Consider the following 19,986-nt stretch of genomic DNA (forward strand, 5'->3'; position numbering starts at 1 on the left):
TCCCTGTCATTTGGACCTTGTCTCTGAAATGTTTGCCAAGGGCAAGAACACTTTGGGAACCTTGCTTCCTGGTCGCCCCCATGTAAACGTTAATCCAGACTCATACTATGCCGTGCTTCAGGGGAGGAATTCGAGGCCATGGATGACAAAATTTCCGAGCGGGAAAAGGGGCTGAACCGGGCTCAGGGCATCGGGTTGATCCTGGGCCCGTTATTTTTGCTGGTTGCTTTGCTGGTGCCGGCGCCAGCAACCATGAGTACCGAAGCATGGCATGCCCTTGGCCTCATGCTGCTGATGGCGACCTGGTGGTCCACCGAAGCCATACCCATACCCGCCACTGCCCTGGCTCCTATCGTCCTCATTCCCGCCCTGGGCATAGGCAGCATCAAGGACGCTACCACGCCTTACGCCCATCCGATCATCTTCCTGTTTCTTGGCGGTTTTACCCTGGGGCTGGCCATGCAACGCTGGAACCTGCACCGGCGCATAGCCCTGAACATACTTTTGACCGTGGGTAACCAGCCGAGGCGGCAGATTGCCGGCTTCATTCTTGCCACCGCTTTCCTCAGCATGTGGGTGTCCAACACCGCCACAAGCATCATGATGCTGCCCATCGGTCTTTCGGTGATCAATATGCGCGAAGGCCAGGGCGCTGATGCGGACCGGCGCTTTGCCACCCGACTGCTTCTGGCCATAGCCTACGCCGCCAGTGTCGGCGGTATCGCCACACTGATCGGTACGCCGCCCAACGCCCTGCTGGCGGCTTATCTGGTGGATAATCACGACATCAATGTCGGTTTCGCCCAATGGATGCTGCTGGGTGTGCCGGTGGCCGCCACCATGCTTCTGGCGGTCTGGTGGTGGCTTACCAGAGGCGATCTTGGCGCCAGCCCGGGCGGCAGGGAAAACACTCTGATCAAGGAACAGCTCAGCGAGCTGGGTAAAATGCAGCAGGGTGAGAAACTTGTCCTTGCGGTGTTTGTTCTGACTGCCTCTGCCTGGATACTTCAGCCTCTGCTGTCCGACACACTGCTGCCCTGGCTGAACGATACGGTTATCGCCATCTCCGCGGCCATTGCCCTGTTCCTGATTCCTGTCGAACTCCGGAAAGGTATTTTCCTTATGGACTGGACCACGGCTCAGGGCCTGCCCTGGGGAGTGCTGCTGCTATTCGGTGGCGGGTTGTCACTGGCAGGTGCCATCAGCAGCTCGGGGCTTGCGGAATGGATTGCCGAAAGTCTGTCGGTGGTCGAAACACTGCCGATTCTGCTAACCATAGCGCTGGTGGCGGCGGTCATCATCTTTCTCACCGAAGTTACCAGCAACACCGCCACGGCAGCGGCGTTCCTGCCCCTGATGGGCGCCCTCGCGGTATCTCAGGGGGCAGCACCCGAGCTGCTTGCCGTGCCCGCTGCCATAGCCGCCAGCTGCGCCTTCATGATGCCGGTGGCGACGCCCCCCAACGCCATTGTGTTTGGCAGCGGCCACATGCGAATAGGCGACATGCTCCACGCCGGCTTCGTACTCAATCTGGCCGGTATCGTGGTTGTGACGCTGTTGACGTACCTGCTGATGGGCATGGTTTTCGGTCTCTGAAGCGCCACCCTGCTACGCTGGGCTCGCCGGCGCCGGTAGAAGCCCGGTGCCGCGTCTAGCGCCCCGCCAGCATCTCGCAGAGCTTGGCGGCGTCCTTGGGTGCGCAGGCTTTCTCGTCATTGTCGAAGTAGCAGTACACATCCCGCCCCTCTTCCTGCCAGCGCTGGATCTTGCGGGCGTAGCCTGCCAGCGTGCGGCCGTCGTAGGAGCCGGTGTAGGCGGTCTCCTCCGGGCCATGCAGCCGGATATAGACAAAATCCGCAGTGGGCCGCTCCGGGGACTGGTATTTCTGGTAGTCGTAGAAACACAGGGCTGCCTTGTATTCTTCCAGCAGTTCATACACCTCATCGCAGTGCCAGCTCGGGTCCCTGAATTCAAAGGTGTAGCGGTGCCTGCCCGGTAATTTTTCCAGGAAGGCTTCCAGGCGTTCGGTGTTCACGCGCCAGTTGGGTGGCAACTGGAACAGAATCGGGCCCAGCTTTTTACCCAAAGGCTCAAGAGCCTCCATCAACCGGTCAATACCTTCGGCCGGATCCTTGAGCTTTTTCATGTGGGTTATATAGCGGCTGGCCTTGCAGGCGAAACGGAAGTCGTTTGGTACGTCCTTCGCCCACGCCTCAGCGGTTTCCGGTTCGGGCAGGTTATAGAAGCTGTTATTCACTTCCACGCTACGAAAATGCCGGGCATATTCCGGTAACAGCTCCTTGCCCGGCATGCGGTCGGGGTAAAAATCGCCCTCCCAGCTTTTAAAGTTCCAACCTGAGGTTCCCACAAAAACCTGTCCCTGGTGCATACTGTCGTCCTTCTCTGCGGTTGCTTTTGAAACCCTAAATGTTCAGGTGATTAGCAGTGCAAATGATGTACAACGGTTCAACGCCAAAAAAGCAGATACCCTTAGGCTACCCCCGGCGTTCATCAAATAAAACCTTCCAGCCACGCAAAGGACACTCCGAGTGTGAGGTCAGGTCCATTACGCCATCTGACTCTCACCGGATTTCATTTGCAGCTACACTTGGGCCACAACCGGGCCCGGGAATTGAGGACACTGAAAAGCATGTCAGCGCGACTATCAAACAGATCCGGCCTCTCTTTTGCCAGCCTCATCGGGGTCATTCTGCTGCTCAGCATGCTGGCACTGCAGATCCAGGCCGAAGAGGCCGTAGAAACGCCTGCCGCAGAGACCGAACAGGCGCCCTCCGACGAGAGCGATCAGGGTGACTCCGAGCAGGAGGTACCGCTACCTGCGGTTCAGCCCGATATCGATGAAGAAACCCGGGAGCCCCTTGAACTTGACCTTTCTGAGGCCGCGACCTCAAGTATCGCAGAGCAGATCCAGGCATTGGAGCAGGCACTCGACCAGCGCCTGGACGCACTGGAAGCCAGTGTTGAACGGCTGGAGTACGCCGAGACCCTCCTCAACCGGCTGAATGATGAGTACGACAGCTTCGAGCTCCGTCTGGAAAAGGCCGGCCTGAACCTGACGGACGAGTACGCCTCCCTGCTCAGGCAGAGACTCGACAGACTGCAGAGCCATGGCATAGCCGACAGCCTGATTGTCGGTATCCGGGAGCGTTTGTCCAATGCGAGGGAGGAGCAGCTCAGGCTGGAAGAGTTCGAAGCCATAATAGACCCCTCCGGCGATGTCAGCGGACAACGCCGTCAACAACGGGCTGAACTCCTGCGCAAACTCCATGAAGCGGTGACCAGCCATATCGATGTGCTTAACGAATACTTCAATACCGTTGCCACCCTGCAGGAACGTATGGTCGCCTACAAGGAACTGCTGCGTCAGCGCCTTTTCTGGCTACCGAGCGAGGCCACCGTTGGCTCCAATACCTTCGCCAAACTGTTCGAAGCCATGGTGTGGTTTGGCTCACCCAACCACTGGCGGTCTCTTCCGGATGACGTTACTGCCTCGGCCCGGGAGAGAGCGCCAAGCATTGCACTGGTGTCTTTGGTGCTGGCGCTGCTGCTTTACAAGCGCAGGAAGATACGGGCCCATCTGGTCAACTCGGGCCGTTACGTTGGCAATGTCACTCATGATCATATTGGGACCACTTTTGCCGCCCTGGGCAACAGCTTTCTACTCGCCCTGCCCGATGTCCTGGTGCTTACCCTGCTGGCCCTTCTGCTGATGGAAGGGGGTCCATTCACAGCGGCGCTGTCCAATGGCTTCACGGCAGCCGCGGTCATCCTGTTCCTGTTCAATTTTGTCCGGAAGGTGGCCTTCAAGGGTGGCCTGGGTGAGTCCCACTTCCGGTGGCACGCCGCCACGTTGGCGGCCATCCGGCGTGAAACGCCAATGCTGATGCTGGTACTGATTCCGCTGGTTATCATCGCGCCTACTCTAGAGACGCCCGGCGGGGCTGACTACCGCAGCAGTCTCGGGCGTCTTATCTTTGCGGTGATCTCGGTCACCCTCGCCGTCTTTGCGCACCGAATCATGGGGACGGTCCGGACAGCCCGCTCGAACAGCAAATTTCTCAAGCTGCTCCACCTGCTTGCGGTTCTTGTGCCCCTGATTCTTACGGTGGCGTCCCTGCTTGGCTATCATTACACCGCCGTTCAGCTGGAGCGAAACGTCTTTATCAGCATCTGCTGGCTGGCCTTGGTAATGCTGCTCTTTTATTTAGGACTTCGTGCCCTGGCGGTACCTGAACGTCGGCTCACCCTTGAACGCCTACAGGAACAGAGAGCGGCCGAGCGCAAAATGGCAGAAACCCGGGAAGCGGCCGAGTCATCCGGTGAAGGGCTGCCACCGGCGCTGGAAATGCCGGAAATGGACCTCAGGGATATTAGCCAGCAGAGCACGACATTGCTGCGTATCGTGGCATTCGCGGTTGCAGCCACCGGGCTGTGGTTGCTCTGGGCGAATGTGATCCCAGCTCTGCAACTGTTCGACAACATTACGCTATGGACTATCAGTACCGGCCTTGAGGATGCCGATCCGCTGCCCATCACCCTGGGGGACCTCATGCTGGCGCTGATCGTTATTGTCGGTACCGTGGTCGCGGCCCGCAATCTGCCTGGGACCCTGGAAATCACCCTACTCAGCAGGCTCCATCTTGAGCCGGGCTCAGGCTATGCCATTACCACCATCATCACCTACATCATTGTATTGCTGGGGGTCATGGTGTCGCTGGCGGTGATCGGACTGCAATGGTCGAAACTGCAGTGGCTGGTGGCCGCCCTGGGGGTTGGGCTTGGCTTTGGCCTGCAGGAAATTGTCGCCAATTTCGTCTCCGGGATCATTCTTCTGTTCGAGCGACCCATAAGGGTGGGCGATACCGTGACCATAGGTGGTACCACGGGCACCGTCTCGAGGATCCGGATACGGGCCACCACACTGGTGGACTGGGACCGCAAGGAGCAGATCATCCCCAACAAGACCTTCGTGACCCAGGATCTGACTAACTGGACCCTGTCCGATCCCATTGTCCGAGTCATCGTCAAGGTCGGGGTAGCCTACGGTGCCGATGTGGATACCGTACAACAGGTCCTGATGGAGGTGGCCCAAGGCAATGTCCGGGTGGTGGATGACCCGGCGCCTGCGGTCTTCTGTGTCGGCCTGGGAGACAGCAGTATCGACTTCGAGGTCCGAGTCTTTATCAAGGATCTGCTGGACTATATGCCGTTGTCACACGAACTCCATGCCTCGATGACGACAGCCCTTCGTGACGCCGGGTTCCAGATCCCGTTTCCACAGCGGGACATCCATGTGCGTACCATGGTTGATACACAATCAGGGCGGCGCATAGAAACCCGGGACGACGATGAAAACCGGAGCCGGGCCCCGGGCGATGAGGTATAACACCGCCCGGGTCAGACCCCAAGGCGCCGGTAGACCGCTTCCAGAAGACTGTAGAGGCCAAAGGCAAACAGACCGGCTGCCACGATACCCAGAAGCCAGTCGCCATAGGGTGATGTTCGGAGCGTATCCAGGGCTTCCGCCACGCCCTTGATGTCATTGCCATAGGCCCGGCGGGCAGAATCGATAAAGAACCAGCCCACTATGACCCAGACCACACCCCGGGCAATTAACCCAAACTGGCACAGGGGGCACGCCCAGCCCCGATGATTGGGGGGAAAGGACATGTACTTTTCAAAGCGGGCGGTCCAGCCCTTGTACATATGGGCAAACCCCACCCCTATCAGCACCACGCCAATAACTCCCATGACCATTTGCCCGGCCCCGGTGGCCAGGAACGCCTCCTTCTCACCGCCACCTGACCCCGAGCCACCGCCGTCGCTGGCGCCCATCTGGCTCAGAAGTAACTGGAGGGCCCAGTAGGCAAGCACGGTATGGGTGATGGCGCTGGCGACCAGGCCGGCCCTTATGGCCAGGCCCTTGGCGGAGCGGCCATGCCGGTCCGGATCGGCGATTGCCTGGGTAAACCGCCACAATACATAGCCCACCAGACCCACGATCATGATTGCGATCAGGGTCCGGCCAAAAGGCTGCCGCAGGATTTCCAGAATAGCGCCCTTGGAACCGGTGGTCTCACCGCCTTCTCCGATCGCTGTCAGGATGGCCAGGGCGCCAACCACAAGATAAATCACGCCGCGGGCACTGTAACCCATGCGGGCGAGGCCCTTGAACGGCTCACGTACGTCTGACTTATTCATGTTTGGCCTCCGTTGCCAGGACGGTGCCTCAGCCTGCGCTCTGCTGTTCGTCCATCAGTTCGCGATAGCGGGAGGCCAATGTGGTTTTCTGGTTCTGGGACAGTACCTTGTCAGCGAGGGGGAAGACTTCATCTTCTTCTTCGTCAAGATGGTGATGAAGCTGGTCCTGCAGTTTTTTGGCAACCGCCAGCCAGTGGGGAGAACTCATGTCGGTTTCAGTGAGCTCCTCCATCATTTCATCCATCTCGTGATGCTCCGCAACACTGTGGCGGGCTTTCTCCTGGGTGAGATCATCTTTCATGAGGGGAATGTAGAAATGACGCTCTTCCGAAGCGGCATGATGACTGACCAAGGCCTTTACGCGCTCAAACAGTTCCTTACGCCCATCGCTGCTGCCTTCGGTCTTGCAGAGCTGGTCGATGAGTGTGCGCTGGACTTCATGGTCTTCCTTGAGCGCCGCGAAAATATCCATATGAGTTCCCTCTCAAAGTAGTCGGCCCTGGTGCGGGCTTTGGTATTCCTGGCAACAGATCCCAGGATATACCTTGTTTGCTCTGATTTTTCTGGTTCTTCTGTTTCCTGTATCGCCATTCTGCAATTGCTTCATGGCCATTTTCTGGCCTCTTCAAGACCCCGGAACCTGGACACTCCAACCGAGCCTGAATGCTTCACCAACATATTGAACCACGCTGACCCTTGTCAATAGTTAGCACCCGTATGCAAATCGCCGCCACTTACAATGCTGTTAATGCATAGTCGGGTTGCCTATTCTGATTCCCGGCGGCAAGCTAGCTTCAGGTGATTGACGCCTGGGTAACGAGCAGGATGAACACATGCTGAAGCTATTCAAGATTGAAAAGGGACTGATTCAGGAAATACCCAAGGCCACAGTGGAAGGCTATAGCCAATCCCAGTACCTGGAGCAGGCCCGCTGGATTGACGCCCATGAGCCCGACGATAAAGAGCGAGAGCTTCTTGAAAGCCTGCTGCTTACCGATGTACCCCAATCAAACGACGTCGAGGAAATCGAAGCTTCGGCCCGCTGCTTTGTGGACCAGGCAGGTATCCATGTGCACTCGCTTTTTCTGGCACATGCCGAGGGCCGGCATAAAACCATAACAGTGGCCTGTATCCTCCAGCCGGAGCGGCTGATTACCATACGGGAGGGGGACCCGGCGGATTTCAGGCTATTACGGATGAGAGCCCGGCGGGGCCAGGTGGAAGCCCGCACAGCATCAGAGCTCCTGGTGTCTCTGTTTGAGCAGAAAGTCGAAAACCATGCCGACGCCCTGGAGGACCTTCACCGGGAACTGGAAGCCGTCAGTTACATGGTGCTGGAGGATGAAGAGGCCGAACTGGACGAGGCCATCAGCAAGCTGGCCCGCCTGGAGGACAGCAACGGTAAGATACGTCTCTGCCTGATGGACTCCCAGCGGGACATTTCTTTTCTGTTGCGCCATCTGCGTGACCATCCCGAGCATCTCGATACCTTGCGAGAAGTCGTCCGGGACATTGAAACCCTGATGTCTCACACCACGTTTCTTTTCGACAAGATCAACTTTCTCATGGATTCCACCCAGGGCTTTATCAACATCGAACAGAACCAGATCATCAAGATCTTTTCCATTGCTGCGGTGGTCTTTCTGCCCCCTACCCTGGTAGCCAGCATCTACGGCATGAACTTTGACTACATGCCCGAGCTCAAATGGGTTCTGGGTTACCCCTGGTCTCTTGGCCTCATGGTGGCGGCCGGCATAGCACCCTACTGGTACTTCAAACGTAAAGGCTGGTTGTAATACCACGGTACTGCAGTGACTGGACACCTCCTGGTGGCCGGCATACGGTGATTCACGCCTGGGCCCCCAGGTATTACGATCAACGGGATTCAGAGCGGAAGGTTAACCTCACAGGACGCGTACACAGAAACAGTGCATAGGGAGAGTGCATATGGCAAATGGACCCGAACCTGCAGAGGACCCCACCCTTGGCAACCAGGGCCGGTTCAGCCAGTTCAGGGAACTGGGTGCCCGGCTGATCTATTCCAGGCATATGCTCTGGGGCATCGGTATAGCGTCGTTCCTGGAATCCATCATCGTTCCGATCCCCCTTGAAACCATCATGGTTCCCTTGATGCAGGCACGTAGAAACCTGCTCTTCGTTATCGCTTTGGCGGCCCTGGCGGGGTGCATGCTGGGTGCCTCAATCGGCTACGCGGTAGGCTACTTTCTGTTCGATGCGGTCGGTGAGCAATTGGTCTCGCTGGTCGCAACCGAAGCGCAATATGAAAGTGTCAGGCTGCAGATGGAAACCAAGGGATTCTGGTTTGTCTTCGCGGTAGGCGTCATCCCCATACCGTTCCAGATTGCCATGCTTGCCGCCGGCGCCACCAAATACTCGTTTTTAATGTTTATTCTGGCGTCGACCCTGTCCCGGTCGCTGCGGTATTTCGGGCTGGCGTTACTGGTGCTGGTGGCGGGCAATCAGGCACAGGCGCTGTTTGAACGCCATAAAGTCACCGCCTCTGTTGTGCTGACCGTGATTTTCCTTGCCGTGCTGGCAACAACCTATTTCTGAGCAGGCACAGCCTGACACGGGAGAACCTGAGGAGATCTGAACAGACCGTAATCGCAGCCCAGGGGAATTGGCCTTTTGTTGCGTTCAAACATCCCCAACACTTTGGGTTAAACCTGACTAAAACACCGCCATCGCAAATTCAGGAGGATAAATGCAGCGGACCGCCCTGACTCTGTCGTCACTCATCACCAGTATCATTCTGCTCATCATGGGCAACGCGTTCCTCACCACTTTGCTGGGTCTGCGCCTCAGTATTGAGGAATTCAACCCCTCGGTGATTGGCTGGATACTAGTTTTCTATTCGGTGGGCTTTGTGGCCGGCACCCTGTATGCAGGCCGGATCATCGAAAAAGTCGGGCACATTCGGGCCTTTGCGGTGTTTGCTGCAGTTCTTTCGGCCTCTGTCCTCATCTACCCGATGGCGGTGGAAGCCTGGCTTTGGGGCTTCCTCCGGGTGTTAGGCGGCTTTGTCATGGCCGGCCTGATGATCGTTATGGAAAGCTGGTTCAGCAGCAAGGCCGATAACAGGAACCGGGCCAGCCTGTTCGCCATTTACCAGATTATCTTTTTTCTCTCGACCGCAGGCGGCCAGGTGCTGATCCGTGTTGGTGATCCGTCCGGCTTCATCCCTTTTTCCCTGGCGGCCATCCTGGTTGTTCTCGCTCTCACGCCCCTGGCCCTGACCCGACGGGAATCGCCCACCATCACCCGGGGTGAGCGCATGTCCCTCAGGCACCTCTACCGTACATCGCCAGCCGGCACGGCCGGCGCCCTGATTGCGGGACTTCTGATCAGTGCCTTCTACGCCATGGGACCGGTTTATGCCAACCGCATCGGCCTTGATGTGACCCAGCTTTCCAATTTCATGGCTTCGGCCATCGTGGCGGCCATGCTTCTTGCCTGGCCTATCGGGCGACTGTGCGACAGGTTCGACCGTTACCGGGTCATGGTCATCTCGGCCATCATTGCTGCAGCCTGCAGCCTGGCCGCCGCCCTTCTGGGCGAATACAACATGTTGCTGCTGGTGTTCTTCGTCGGGCTTTACATGGGCATAGCGGCGGCCATCTACCCCATTGCGGTCGCCATTACCAACGATCTTATGGACAGCCACAAGGTAACCGCCGCCAGCACAGCGCTCCTGCTCAGCTACGGGGTCGGCAGTATTGTCGGGCCTCTGGTCAGCGCCTTGTTCATGGACCTGCTGGGGCCCCGGGGCCTGTTTGTGAGCAATGCGCTGATTCTCGGCGGGCTGATTGCCTTCATGCTGGTCGGTCCCGGGCGCGTCGCCCATCCTCCGGTTGCCAGACAGGAGCAGTACTATACGACCATACCCGAGGCGGCCCTGGGTATTGCCGACATCGACCCCCGTAACCAGGAGTTTGATGACCAGCATCCTTCAGAACCCGTGACTGAACAGGACACGGGTGGCTCTGAAGAGGCTGAGAGAGATGGGCACCTGGAGGCGTCCGGAAAGCCCGGCGAGTCCGGGCGAGCGACAGACATTGAAACTGCGCCGCCGGAGGACCGGCCGAAAAGCTGATTCAGGGAACGGCCTGGCGGCTCAGGTTCCAACTGGCAACCCTGCCCTGGTCAGGGCTTTGCCCACCGCCTGATAGGCTTTCTCGGCGTCGCTGAGGGCGTCATAGTCCTCGGCGCAGACAGCCACCACAACTGCCTGGTCGGGCACCTGAGGATTGAGTACGCCGATATCACAGGAGCGCGCAACCTGGGTGCCGGTTTTGTGCGCAAACCGGACATCATCCTCCAGGCCGCCAGCAATACGATTATCGCCTGTGGTTATGCCCGCCATGTAGCCTAGCAGCCTCTCGGTATGGCTATCGTCCAGCAGCTCGCCGTCAACCAGGCGTTCCAGCAACTGCCCGAAGGCTTCGAGGTTGCCCGAGTTGATGCCTCGTTTGTAGTAGCGTTCGAATGCTTCCTGCACACTTTTGGCATCAGCCTGGGCTTTGGAAATACCGAGCTTTTCGAGAAGCATCTCGTACCTGGCGTTACCGGTATTGACCGTTTTCAGGTCGATAAAATCGCGGTTGGTGAGCACGGACACATCGGGGTGGACCTCGCTGTAGGCGTCGTAACGCACCTGCAGGATGGTTGTGATCGGCCCGAAGCCCTCAGGCATGAGTTCAGTAACCTGGTCATTGAACGCTTCCTCACCCAGATAGCGGATAAGCATGTCCGTGGCCGTGCTGTCGCTGTCTTCGATGGACCGCTTGTTGAGTTCCTCAAGACTGTATTGGGCGCCAGGTTCAACCCAAAGCAGGTCACCGGTGCCATCCACGTAGTCGCCAGCTCTCAGGGTCAGCTTCTGCTCCAGGTCCAGGTCTTCGTTTTCTGCCCGTTGCATCAACACGATGCCAAGGGGAATCTTGATGGTCGAGGCCAGATACCAGTCACGGTCAGCGTTATGAGCCACCGTTCGGTTATCCCCGAGGTGTCTGATATAGACCCCCAGTTCACCGGGGAAGGACTCGTCAATTTTCTCAATGTCCTGTTTCAGTGTCGATTGCCAATCCTCGTCCTGGGCGATAGCCATTGGAATGAGCGCGTTAACAAACAACAGTGCTATCCCGGCGATCACCGAGGTGTTTCCGCGAGACATGGGTTCTCCTTTGATTGGTCAGTCAATAATACCCTTCCGTTATGCTGTGCCTCGCCTTTACCGGCTGTCAATAAAGCTGCCATTACCGCACATTACCGACGCTGGCTATCTTGCGCCGAACCCACTAGTGTCTGGAAGGGACCATCGCGCAAGGAGGCAGGCAATGGCGCAAAAAGGCGGCCGAATAGACAGCCTGGATGCCCTCAGGGGCTTCGCAATCTTCGGAATTCTTCTTATCAATATCCAGGTGTTCTCGGGCTGGGGCTTCGTGGCCACCGAAACCCGGGAAGGCCTGGCCTGGTCCGAATGGGATCAGCCCATAGCTCACTGGCTCGATATCCTGGTGAGGGCCAAGTTCTACAGCCTGTTCTCGCTGCTATTTGGCTACAGCTTCATGATGCTGGCCCAGAAAGTGGAGCAGAGACCTGTTCGTTACCACATGCGCCGCATGCTGGGGCTGCTGGTCATCGGCACCGCCCATTCCCTGCTGTTTTCTCCCTGGGACATCCTCATGCTTTACGCCGTGATGGGGATGGTACTCGGAGCCTTCATGAATTTCCGCCCCGTCTCGCTGGCTCTGCTGGCAGTCTGTCTGCTGTCACTCGTGGGCGTAGCGCTATGGTTCGGGCCGCAACTCGGCCTGCCAGAGGGGCGTGGCGCGCTGGCGACGCGACTGTTGCAGGAGCATGTGCCCGCCTTGAGTGGGGGCACCTACCCCGACGTGGTTGAAGCCAATGCCTATCTGAGCGTCAGCGTGTTGCTGGACCGGCTGGAAGGCCTGCGCCCGTTGCTGGCTCTGGCCATGTTCCTGCTGGGCGCGGCAGCGGCACAGCTCCATCTGGCGGAGCGTGATTCAGGTCATATCAAACTGTTGCTGACCGTTGCCCTGGTTGGCCTCGGGCTGGGCACCGCTCTTGCGATAGCTGAGGTCAACCTGCAACCGGACACCCTGGTCGAGCGCATCACTGTCCTGGCTGGTGAGGTCATCAGCGCCCCCTTGCTCGCCCTGGGTTACGGTGCGCTGCTGCTTTTCTGGTGGCGGGGCAATGGTCTGGTTACCCGGGGAGTTCGCAGTGCGCTTGCCCCTGTGGGCCGCATGGCCCTGACGAACTATATCCTGCAGTCTGTCGTATGCATTTTCATATTCTATGGCTTCTGGGGCGACCGTTTTGCCACCGTGTCCCTGGCCGGGCTGATGGCCTTTTCCCTAGCCCTGTTCCTCGGCCAGATGATCGTCAGCGCAATCTGGCTCAGGATCTTCACCCAGGGTCCTCTGGAATGGCTCTGGCGCTGGCAGGTGAAGGGTACAAGGCCGCGGTTGTTTAAACGCTCGGACTGATCTGTTGAGCTCAGAGAGAGGAAGGCTCCCTTATGAAAGCACTTATCACCATCGCATTGATCTTTGTTGCCCTGTTTGTGGCAGCCTACGCCCAGTACCGCATGGCTTTTCATACCGCCACAAACACGCAGCTGTGGCTCGGCCGGCTGATTCTGCTGAGTGTGGCTCTGGCATTTGGCTGGGCCATGAGCACCACCTACACGGATGTGGAAGATGGCGCTGTATGGGCAGTTTTCCTGACCGCCTTCGGTGTGGCCCACTTACCGGCGGCCATCATCCTCTGGCTGAAAAAACAGCGCAATAAACAACAGGACCGGAGCTAAGCCACCGGCTACAACCACTAGTTCCGGTCGTACAGACGGGGACGTTTAGAGCGGAAGAAGCCGCTTTCCTCTGCCGGCCGTATGGTGCTGGCTTCATGCTGGAAGTGTTCGACCCGCTGGGTCTTAAGGGCGGTAGCAAATGTGGACCGTCAAGACTGCGGCAGAGCCTGGTGCTGACTGGGGTTCACCAGTTGCAGTGCCAGCCGCCTGCATCCGGGAAGTTTTGATAGCCTGGCCGGTTGCCGGGTTTTCGTCAGCTCCTGCCAGTTTGAATATCATGATCAGAATCAGCGCCACTACAATCGCAGCTACAAGGCCTATTAGAGTGGGTCTCATGGGCACCTGTTGTCAGGCATGTTTTATGAAGCGGGAACGCTACCATGGAAATGGGGCCCGCCGGCCCCGCGTTCAACTCACAGCCGGGTGTCATGGTGGTGTCGGATTAAATAACCTTCAACACCAGCTTGCCGAAGTTCTCACCCCGGAAAAGCATCATCAGGTGATCAGGAAATTTCTCGATGCCCTCGACAATGTGTTCCCTGTGCTTGAGCTTGCCTTCTTTCATCCAGCCGGCCATTTCTCGGGCTGCATCGCGGTACCGGTCGGCATAGTCGAACACCACCATGCCTTCCATGCGCGCCCGGTTGACCAGAAGCGACATATAGTTGCTGGGGCCTTTTGGTGCTTCGGTGTTGTTGTACTGGGAGATGGCGCCACAGATAACGACCCGGGCATGCTTGCGCAGTTTGGTGAGGGCCGCATTGAGAATGTCACCACCGACGTTGTCGAAATAGATATCCACGCCCTTCGGACAGGCGCGTTTCAGGCCCTGGTAGATATCCTCGGACTTGTAATCAATGGCGTCATCGAATCCGAGTTCGTTGACCAGGTAGTCGCACTTCTCCTTCCCGCCCGCAATGCCAATGGCCTTGCCGCCTTTTATCTTGGCTAACTGGCCCACGGTTCCGCCTACGGCACCGGCCGCGCCAGACACCAGGACAATGTCGCCTTCCTTGAAATCGCCCACTTCAGTGAGGCCGAAATACGCGGTCATACCGGTCATGCCCAGCACGTTCAGGTAGGTAGGTAGAGGCGCCAGGTCTGGGTCGACCTTGTTAAAGCCCTTGCCATCTGAGCGGGCGTAGGTCTGGACCCCCAGGGTACCGGAGACGTAATCGCCCACCTTGAAATCCGGATGGTTTGACTCGACGACCTGTCCCACACCCAGGGCCCTCATGACCTCGCCCAGGCCAACCGGGTCAATGTACGATTTGCCTTCGTTCATCCAGCCCCGCATCGCCGGGTCAAGGGACAGGTAATGGGTCTGCACCACAATCTCGCCGTCACAGGCCTCCGGTCTGGGTTGATCGCGCACTTCGAAATCACTGGACTGGGGCTCACCCTTCGGACGCCGGGCAAGAAGTACCTGGGTATTGGTTTCCTGGCTCATGATCCTGATCTCCTTATAATCGGGTCTGATGTGAGCCCCAACCTACGCCGTAAAACCGCCCATTGTCACCACCGGACGGAACGAAATTTACGGCAGGCGTGATTCTGCGAACAGACATCTGATAACGTTTGATCAATCGATCGTAACAATCGTAACAATCGTAACAACACCAGAACACGCCAGATCTATCAAGGGAACCCTATGAAGACCACCAGTCCAGACGCCCAACAGCTCCAGAACGCGATTGCTAACCTGCCAAGTGGCCAACCGGTGGTCATGCTTAACCTTCTCAGATTCCGTGATAAGGCCATATACGATGGCGAACCGTCAGAATTGTCCGGGCGGGAAGCCTATGGTGAGTACAGCAAAGGCGCCCTGGCCTGTGTAGCTGCCGTGGGCGGCAACGTGGTCTGGGCGGGTGGTGCGAAAGCCGCGCTCATCGCGCCACCGGAGGAAGAGTGGCACCAGGTCCTGCTAGTGCGCTATCCATCCATCGAAGCCTTCATGGAAATGATCGGCAGTCCTGAGTACCGGGCCGTGGTTGGCCACAGGACAGCAGCGCTGGATGACTCCCGGCTGATTGCAACCATTGAGGAAGGGCGATAGCGAAATCTAGAATCGCCGGGCGCGGGAATACCGGGGGCGCCAGTAATGGCTGTCTAGTGAGCTTTCCATAACGCCACTGGAGGTCGAGGCGTGAATAAAGCGATGGTTTCCCATGTAGATCCCCGCATGCTGGTCCTTGCCGCTGATCCTGAAAAACACCAGGTCCCCAGGGCGAACCTCATGGAGCTCTATGGGCCTGCCCCGGGCAAGCATCTGGTCTGTGGTTCGGGGTAGCTGACGTCCCAGCGCCTCTCGGTACGCGGTCCCGATGAAGCCTGAACAGTCAAAGCCGTCCTGCGTAGTGCCCCCGTATTGATAGGGTGCACCCTCATATCGCTGGAAGACCTGCCAGAGGTGTTCTATCGCAGGGGACGCCTGTTCCGGCATGGCCGTATCATGGGGCAGGTTCTGATGACCGCCCCCTTGCAGTCCGCCCGAGCTCGCGCAGCCGCCTAATACAAGAACGGCTATAGCCAGTAGCAACAGACGCAAATGGTGGCCGCAGCCCCAGCCATGAGTACCTTCACGCCCGCAAACTGGAGCTACGTACCCGAACAGTGAATTAATCCGCACCATAGATTTGACCCGAACAAGAAGCATGCGAGCTCACTTTAAACCCGGCGCCCGTGTTTGTCAGGTTACCGAAAACAATCATTACCCTAACCCTACGATCCTGTAACCAATTGAGCCACAAAGGGCATGCTACCGTACCAACATTGGTAACTCAGGTTAGCTACAGCGAAACCATCTAAGCTATTCACAGCTATTCACAGCTATTCACCATTCCGGCACCAGTCAGCGAACCGGCAGGTCCACCGGAAGTCACCCGAAAAGGAGAACGGGCGATGTCAAAGACCCAGCAAACCATCAATCCCACCACTGAAGATGTAATCGACACCTACAATCTCATGACCTGGGAAGACGCCGAAAACGTTATCGAGCAGACCCATCAGGCGTTTCTGGGCTGGCGCGAGACCACTTTTCAACAAAGGGCAGAGGTGCTGAAAAAAGTGGCGTCTCTGATCCGCGAACGCCAGGACGACTATGCGGCCCTGATGACCCGCGAGATGGGCAAGACCCTGAAACAGGGCCAGCAGGAATGTCAGCTATGCGCTGCCATCTGCGACTTCACTGCCGAACAGGGCCCGAAAGAGCTGGCCGACGAAACCCGTGATATGCAGGGCGGCAAAGCGCTGGTCACCTATCAGCCCCAGGGGGTGATCTATGGTATCCAACCCTGGAACTTCCCGCTGTATCAGGTCATCCGCTACAGCGCAGCCTGTCTCATGGCTGGTAATGGGGTGCTGCTGAAGCATGCGGCCAATGTCTGGGGCATGGCCCTGGAAGTGGAAAAACTGTATCGCGACGCCGGGTTACCCGAGAACACCTTCCGCACCCTGCTTATTGATCACGATGTCTCCGACAAGGTGATTGCCCATAAGCACGTGCGCGGTGTCAGCCTGACCGGCAGCCCGGGCGCGGGACGAGCCGTGGCCCAGGAGGCAGGCAAAGCACTCAAGAAGACCGTACTTGAACTGGGCAGCAACGACGCTTACATCGTTCTGAAGGATGCGGACATCGATCAGGCCGTCAAGGCCTGTGTACAGGGCCGGGTCTATAACACCGGTCAGACCTGTGTTGCCGCCAAGCGCTTCATTATTGAAGAAAGCGTTTACGACCAGTTCCGCGATGCCTTTGTGGCGCAAATGGAAAAGGTCAGCTGCGGCGATCCCACCAAGGACGACACCGGCATGGGACCGATGGCACGCAAGGACCTGAGGGACGACCTGCACGAACAGGTAAAGCAGTCCGTCGAAGCGGGAGCCAAGTGCATTCTGGGAGGTGAGATTCCAGAAGGAAAAGGCTACTTCTATCCGGCCACCGTTCTTGAAAACGTCGCCCCTGGCCAGCAGGCTTATGACGATGAGCTGTTCGGCCCGGTAGCGGCACTTATCAAGGTGAAGGATGAAGCCGAAGCCATGAAAGTGGCCAATGACTCGATATACGGCCTGGGCGGCGGAATCTTCTCACGTGACGAAGACCGGGCCATACGCCTGGCCCGGGAGCATTTCGACACTGGTATGGTGAATATCAATGGCTACCAGCTGGCCCAGCCCAACCTGCCCTTCGGTGGCGTCAAGGAAAGCGGTTATGGCCGGGAGCACGGAGGCTTTGGTCTGCACGAGTTCGTTAACGTCAAAGCAGTGATGATCTCAGGCTCGAAATAACCGACCGGTAAACGCAAACCCGGGAGCAACTTCCTCGCTCCCGGGCCTTCGACTGGCTTTGGGTATTCCTGGCCCTCTGCTCGACGGGTCATCCACATCCGTTGTCAATCTACCAGGGCGCCATTGACTATTGCCCTCAGTTCCTGCCGTATCGGGTAGGACGATGACGGAATAAGCTGGGTCATGAAGATCATGACCAGTTCCTCAACCGGATCGATCATGAAGTTGGTGCTCGCCAGCCCACCCCATCCGTACTCCCCTTCCGAGCCATTGATGTAGGACTTGGCCACATCTGTCTTGACCGAAAAGCCCAGGCCAAAGCCGCTGCCTGCATAGGGTGTTTCGCTGAACGACCCGATCGACAGACCGGGCAGATCCTGCCCGCCGGGAAGGTGGTTTCGGCGCATGAACTCCAGGGTCTTGCGTCCGATTATGCGGCTGCCCCTGAACTCACCACCCTGGCACAGGGCCTGGGCAAAGTGGAAATAGTCGTCGATGGTGGATACCAGCCCGCCACCCCCTGAGAGAAAGGCTTTTTCACCCCGGAACCACGAAGATTCAGGGTCATCCTGAAGCTTCATGCTATCCCCTGCCTCATACAGATAGCAGGCCGCGAAACGCTCCAGTTGAAGGTTGCTCACACTAAATCCGGTATCCGGCATATCCAGGGGGTCGAAGATATGTTCCCGGAAATACTCATCAAGGGGCTGATCTGCCAGTAATTGAACCAGATACCCCAGCACATCCGTGCTGACGGAATAGTTCCAGGCCGTGCCCGGCGAGAACTCCAGGGGCAGCTCGCCCAATACCTCAATCAAAGCCTCAAGGGTGAGATTGCGGCTGCCGTCCAGCTTCAGCTCACGATAGGCCGCATCCACATTGGTACGGTTCATGAAACCGTAGGTCAGACCGGACATATGGGTAAACAGATCGCGCACGGTCATGGTCGTGGCAGCCGGTTCCGTGAGAAAGTGAGGGTAGATACCGCTCTTGTAGACCCTGAGGTTTTTCCAGCCGGGAATGTACCTGTGCACCGGGTCGTCAAGCAGAAACCGACCCTGCTCATACAGTTGCATCATCGCGATGGAGGTGATCGGCTTGGTCATGGAGTAGATGCGGAAAATAGTGTCCCGGGTGACCGGCTTGTTACGATCGATGTCCATCAGCCCCTGGGCGTGGACACAGGCGATCTCGCCACGCCTGGCCACCAGGGTCAGGGTGCCGGGCAATCTGCCGGGCTGGATGTATTGCTGATCCAGATGGCTGCGGATAGTCTCCAGCCGATCCAGTGCTAGTCCGGCCACCTGTTTTGACTCCGGCATGGGAAAGTACCTGTCTGAGGAAGAATGGTTGAAGGTCGGGTAATTAGAAACGTATAACAGAGCGGGGTCAACGCGAGCGCTCTAACTCCTGATCCTGGCCTCAAGCCTTCTAGATAATGGGCCAGTCTGACGATGGCCAGGCAGGAAAGCGATGCTCTGGTGGTAGACGCACCCTTATTTCAATAAGCACAGTCAGCGAGTCTCACCATGATCTGGATTACAGTTGTGATTGCGGTAATCGCCCTGTTGGTTGTCATTGCACTGCTGCTGCGGGGTGAAGATCTTTCCTACCTGGACCAGGATGGCGATAGCCAGGCCAATGAATGGACGCCCAGCGATGCCCATCAGCAGGTTCTTGAAACCATTGAGGGCATGAACCAGTCGGCAAGGGGCAAACGTGGCCTGGCCAGGCTCAAGGCGGTGCGCTCGCACATGGAACACATGAGTGACCACCTCGAGCCGGTCTCGACCATACGGCCAACCACGGGCCAGGCGCCCAAGGGCGAGTGGGTCATGGCCCCGGGGGTTAGCAGCAGGCGCCGTCTCCTGTACATTCATGGCGGTGCCTGGGTGGCCGGTTCATCCAGAAGCCACCGGGCCATTACCGACCGGCTCTCCCAGGTGGCGCAAGCAGCGGTACTTGCCCTGGATTACCGCCTGATGCCTGAGCATCGCTACATGGATGGGGTTCGTGACTGCCAGCAGGCTTATCGCTGGCTGCTGGACAACGGTCCGGACGGACCCGAACCGGCAGACTTTCTAGTGGTCGCCGGGGACTCCGCAGGCGGCAGCCACACCCTGGGGCTGATCGCCTGGATTCGGGACCAAGGCCTGCCAGCGCCGGATGCGGCCCTTGCGCTGTCGCCTTCCACTGACCTCACCCTGAACGCCCCGAGCAATCGCGCCAATGTGGCGACCGACCCCCTGCTGGGCCCCTCGTTCGGCAGAATACTGAAAGTTCCCCTGCCACTTATGTGGTGGGCTAGCTATCTTGGCTTTCGGGTATCGCCCTCCAACGCACTATTATCGCCGGTCCGGGGCGACCTCAGCAATCTGGCGCCGACACTGATTCACGCCAGCGAGTCCGAAATGTTGCTCGACAACGCCCGACGATACACCAACAAGGCCCGGGCGGCAGGCTCCCCGGTTGAGCTCAGAACCTGGCCCGGCATGGTCCATGTCTGGCACATCTTTGCGCCCTTGCTGCCGGAAGCCGATGAAGCCTTCGGGCACATCGCCGAGTTTCTTGCCCGGGTCGAAGCCGGCCAGATACCGGGCCGGAGGGACGAACCGGCCTGAATT

The 19,986-nt window shown here is 58.0% G+C and carries 17 protein-coding genes; 10 read left to right on the top strand and 7 right to left on the bottom strand.

From position 1 onward, the window contains the following. Nucleotides 1-138: 138 nt before the first annotated feature. Nucleotides 139-1,596, top strand: coding sequence for an SLC13 family permease (locus G7W63_RS06115; protein ID WP_166254707.1), 1,458 nt, complete (start codon nt 139-141; stop codon nt 1,594-1,596). A gap of 55 nt (nt 1,597-1,651) precedes the next feature. On the opposite strand, the gene G7W63_RS06120 is transcribed toward G7W63_RS06115, so the two are convergent. Next, nucleotides 1,652-2,389, bottom strand: coding sequence for a DUF72 domain-containing protein (locus G7W63_RS06120; protein WP_166254710.1), 738 nt, complete (start codon nt 2,387-2,389; stop codon nt 1,652-1,654). 261 nt (nt 2,390-2,650) lie between these two features. Here G7W63_RS06120 and G7W63_RS06125 point away from each other — a divergent pair, with 261 nt between their 5' ends. Continuing rightward, complete coding sequence (locus tag G7W63_RS06125) at nt 2,651-5,407, top strand: mechanosensitive ion channel domain-containing protein (protein WP_242634328.1); 2,757 nt, start codon at nt 2,651-2,653, stop codon at nt 5,405-5,407. Nucleotides 5,408-5,418: 11 nt separating this feature from the next. Here G7W63_RS06125 and G7W63_RS06130 read toward each other — a convergent pair whose 3' ends face one another. Beyond that, complete coding sequence (locus tag G7W63_RS06130; RefSeq protein ID WP_207308896.1) at nt 5,419-6,222, bottom strand: DUF1206 domain-containing protein; 804 nt, start codon at nt 6,220-6,222, stop codon at nt 5,419-5,421. 28 nt (nt 6,223-6,250) lie between these two features. Continuing rightward, nucleotides 6,251-6,694 carry a hemerythrin domain-containing protein gene (locus G7W63_RS06135; protein WP_166254713.1) on the bottom strand — a complete coding sequence of 148 codons (444 nt, stop codon included), beginning with the start codon at nt 6,692-6,694 and terminating at the stop codon, nt 6,251-6,253. A 361-nt stretch (nt 6,695-7,055) separates the two neighbouring features. On the opposite strand from G7W63_RS06135, the gene corA reads away from it, so the two are divergent. The 3 genes from corA to G7W63_RS06150 all read left to right on the top strand — a co-directional run bounded on the left by corA (nt 7,056) and on the right by G7W63_RS06150 (nt 10,336). Continuing rightward, nucleotides 7,056-8,018 (top strand): magnesium/cobalt transporter CorA, encoded by a 963-nt coding sequence (corA, locus tag G7W63_RS06140; protein WP_166254716.1) that lies wholly within the window; start codon nt 7,056-7,058, stop codon nt 8,016-8,018. A gap of 151 nt (nt 8,019-8,169) precedes the next feature. After that, complete coding sequence (locus G7W63_RS06145) at nt 8,170-8,796, top strand: YqaA family protein (protein ID WP_166254718.1); 627 nt, start codon at nt 8,170-8,172, stop codon at nt 8,794-8,796. 151 nt (nt 8,797-8,947) lie between these two features. Next, nucleotides 8,948-10,336 carry an MFS transporter gene (locus G7W63_RS06150; RefSeq protein ID WP_166254720.1) on the top strand — a complete coding sequence of 463 codons (1,389 nt, stop codon included), beginning with the start codon at nt 8,948-8,950 and terminating at the stop codon, nt 10,334-10,336. A gap of 21 nt (nt 10,337-10,357) precedes the next feature. Here the strand turns inward: G7W63_RS06150 and G7W63_RS06155 are convergent, their stop codons facing one another. Continuing rightward, on the bottom strand, nt 10,358-11,416 hold the full coding sequence (locus G7W63_RS06155) for a serine hydrolase (RefSeq protein WP_166254723.1): 1,059 nt from the start codon (nt 11,414-11,416) through the stop codon (nt 10,358-10,360). 163 nt (nt 11,417-11,579) lie between these two features. Between G7W63_RS06155 and G7W63_RS06160 the strand changes: the two genes are divergently transcribed. Further along, complete coding sequence (locus tag G7W63_RS06160) at nt 11,580-12,755, top strand: DUF418 domain-containing protein (RefSeq protein ID WP_166254725.1); 1,176 nt, start codon at nt 11,580-11,582, stop codon at nt 12,753-12,755. Nucleotides 12,756-12,787: 32 nt separating this feature from the next. After that, nucleotides 12,788-13,078 carry a hypothetical protein gene (locus tag G7W63_RS06165; RefSeq protein WP_166254728.1) on the top strand — a complete coding sequence of 97 codons (291 nt, stop codon included), beginning with the start codon at nt 12,788-12,790 and terminating at the stop codon, nt 13,076-13,078. Nucleotides 13,079-13,520: 442 nt separating this feature from the next. On the opposite strand, the gene G7W63_RS06170 is transcribed toward G7W63_RS06165, so the two are convergent. Next, nucleotides 13,521-14,528: an NADP-dependent oxidoreductase gene (locus tag G7W63_RS06170; protein WP_166254731.1), complete on the bottom strand. Its 1,008-nt coding sequence runs from the start codon at nt 14,526-14,528 to the stop codon at nt 13,521-13,523. A gap of 201 nt (nt 14,529-14,729) precedes the next feature. Between G7W63_RS06170 and G7W63_RS06175 the strand changes: the two genes are divergently transcribed. Further along, nucleotides 14,730-15,134: a DUF1330 domain-containing protein gene (locus tag G7W63_RS06175; protein ID WP_166254734.1), complete on the top strand. Its 405-nt coding sequence runs from the start codon at nt 14,730-14,732 to the stop codon at nt 15,132-15,134. Nucleotides 15,135-15,140: 6 nt separating this feature from the next. Here the strand turns inward: G7W63_RS06175 and G7W63_RS06180 are convergent, their stop codons facing one another. After that, nucleotides 15,141-15,710 (bottom strand): C40 family peptidase, encoded by a 570-nt coding sequence (locus G7W63_RS06180; protein WP_166254737.1) that lies wholly within the window; start codon nt 15,708-15,710, stop codon nt 15,141-15,143. A 269-nt stretch (nt 15,711-15,979) separates the two neighbouring features. Here G7W63_RS06180 and G7W63_RS06185 point away from each other — a divergent pair, with 269 nt between their 5' ends. Beyond that, nucleotides 15,980-17,362, top strand: coding sequence for an NAD-dependent succinate-semialdehyde dehydrogenase (locus G7W63_RS06185; RefSeq protein WP_166254740.1), 1,383 nt, complete (start codon nt 15,980-15,982; stop codon nt 17,360-17,362). Nucleotides 17,363-17,466: 104 nt separating this feature from the next. Here the strand turns inward: G7W63_RS06185 and G7W63_RS06190 are convergent, their stop codons facing one another. Beyond that, nucleotides 17,467-18,684: a serine hydrolase domain-containing protein gene (locus G7W63_RS06190; RefSeq protein ID WP_166254743.1), complete on the bottom strand. Its 1,218-nt coding sequence runs from the start codon at nt 18,682-18,684 to the stop codon at nt 17,467-17,469. A gap of 207 nt (nt 18,685-18,891) precedes the next feature. On the opposite strand from G7W63_RS06190, the gene G7W63_RS06195 reads away from it, so the two are divergent. After that, entirely contained in the window at nt 18,892-19,983 is a 1,092-nt protein-coding gene (locus tag G7W63_RS06195) for an alpha/beta hydrolase (protein WP_166254746.1), read from the top strand. The last annotated feature ends 3 nt before the right edge of the window (nt 19,984-19,986 follow it).

This window comes from Marinobacter salicampi (assembly GCF_011074795.1).
Lineage (GTDB): Bacteria > Pseudomonadota > Gammaproteobacteria > Pseudomonadales > Oleiphilaceae > Marinobacter > Marinobacter salicampi.

What these genes read in the sequence shown, in the direction of transcription:
- G7W63_RS06115 (WP_166254707.1), top strand. Translation starts at nt 139, where the DNA reads ATGGATGACAAAATTTCCGAGCGGGAAAAGGGGCTGAACCGGGCTCAG.
- G7W63_RS06150 (WP_166254720.1), top strand. Translation starts at nt 8,948, where the DNA reads ATGCAGCGGACCGCCCTGACTCTGTCGTCACTCATCACCAGTATCATT.
- G7W63_RS06125 (WP_242634328.1), top strand. Translation starts at nt 2,651, where the DNA reads ATGTCAGCGCGACTATCAAACAGATCCGGCCTCTCTTTTGCCAGCCTC.
- G7W63_RS06175 (WP_166254734.1), top strand. Translation starts at nt 14,730, where the DNA reads ATGAAGACCACCAGTCCAGACGCCCAACAGCTCCAGAACGCGATTGCT.
- G7W63_RS06185 (WP_166254740.1), top strand. Translation starts at nt 15,980, where the DNA reads ATGTCAAAGACCCAGCAAACCATCAATCCCACCACTGAAGATGTAATC.
- G7W63_RS06145 (WP_166254718.1), top strand. Translation starts at nt 8,170, where the DNA reads ATGGCAAATGGACCCGAACCTGCAGAGGACCCCACCCTTGGCAACCAG.
- G7W63_RS06130 (WP_207308896.1), bottom strand. Translation starts at nt 6,222, where the DNA reads ATGAATAAGTCAGACGTACGTGAGCCGTTCAAGGGCCTCGCCCGCATG.
- G7W63_RS06180 (WP_166254737.1), bottom strand. Translation starts at nt 15,710, where the DNA reads ATGGTGCGGATTAATTCACTGTTCGGGTACGTAGCTCCAGTTTGCGGG.
- G7W63_RS06155 (WP_166254723.1), bottom strand. Translation starts at nt 11,416, where the DNA reads ATGTCTCGCGGAAACACCTCGGTGATCGCCGGGATAGCACTGTTGTTT.
- G7W63_RS06190 (WP_166254743.1), bottom strand. Translation starts at nt 18,684, where the DNA reads ATGCCGGAGTCAAAACAGGTGGCCGGACTAGCACTGGATCGGCTGGAG.
- G7W63_RS06170 (WP_166254731.1), bottom strand. Translation starts at nt 14,528, where the DNA reads ATGAGCCAGGAAACCAATACCCAGGTACTTCTTGCCCGGCGTCCGAAG.
- G7W63_RS06165 (WP_166254728.1), top strand. Translation starts at nt 12,788, where the DNA reads ATGAAAGCACTTATCACCATCGCATTGATCTTTGTTGCCCTGTTTGTG.
- G7W63_RS06160 (WP_166254725.1), top strand. Translation starts at nt 11,580, where the DNA reads ATGGCGCAAAAAGGCGGCCGAATAGACAGCCTGGATGCCCTCAGGGGC.
- G7W63_RS06195 (WP_166254746.1), top strand. Translation starts at nt 18,892, where the DNA reads ATGATCTGGATTACAGTTGTGATTGCGGTAATCGCCCTGTTGGTTGTC.
- G7W63_RS06135 (WP_166254713.1), bottom strand. Translation starts at nt 6,694, where the DNA reads ATGGATATTTTCGCGGCGCTCAAGGAAGACCATGAAGTCCAGCGCACA.
- G7W63_RS06120 (WP_166254710.1), bottom strand. Translation starts at nt 2,389, where the DNA reads ATGCACCAGGGACAGGTTTTTGTGGGAACCTCAGGTTGGAACTTTAAA.
- corA (WP_166254716.1), top strand. Translation starts at nt 7,056, where the DNA reads ATGCTGAAGCTATTCAAGATTGAAAAGGGACTGATTCAGGAAATACCC.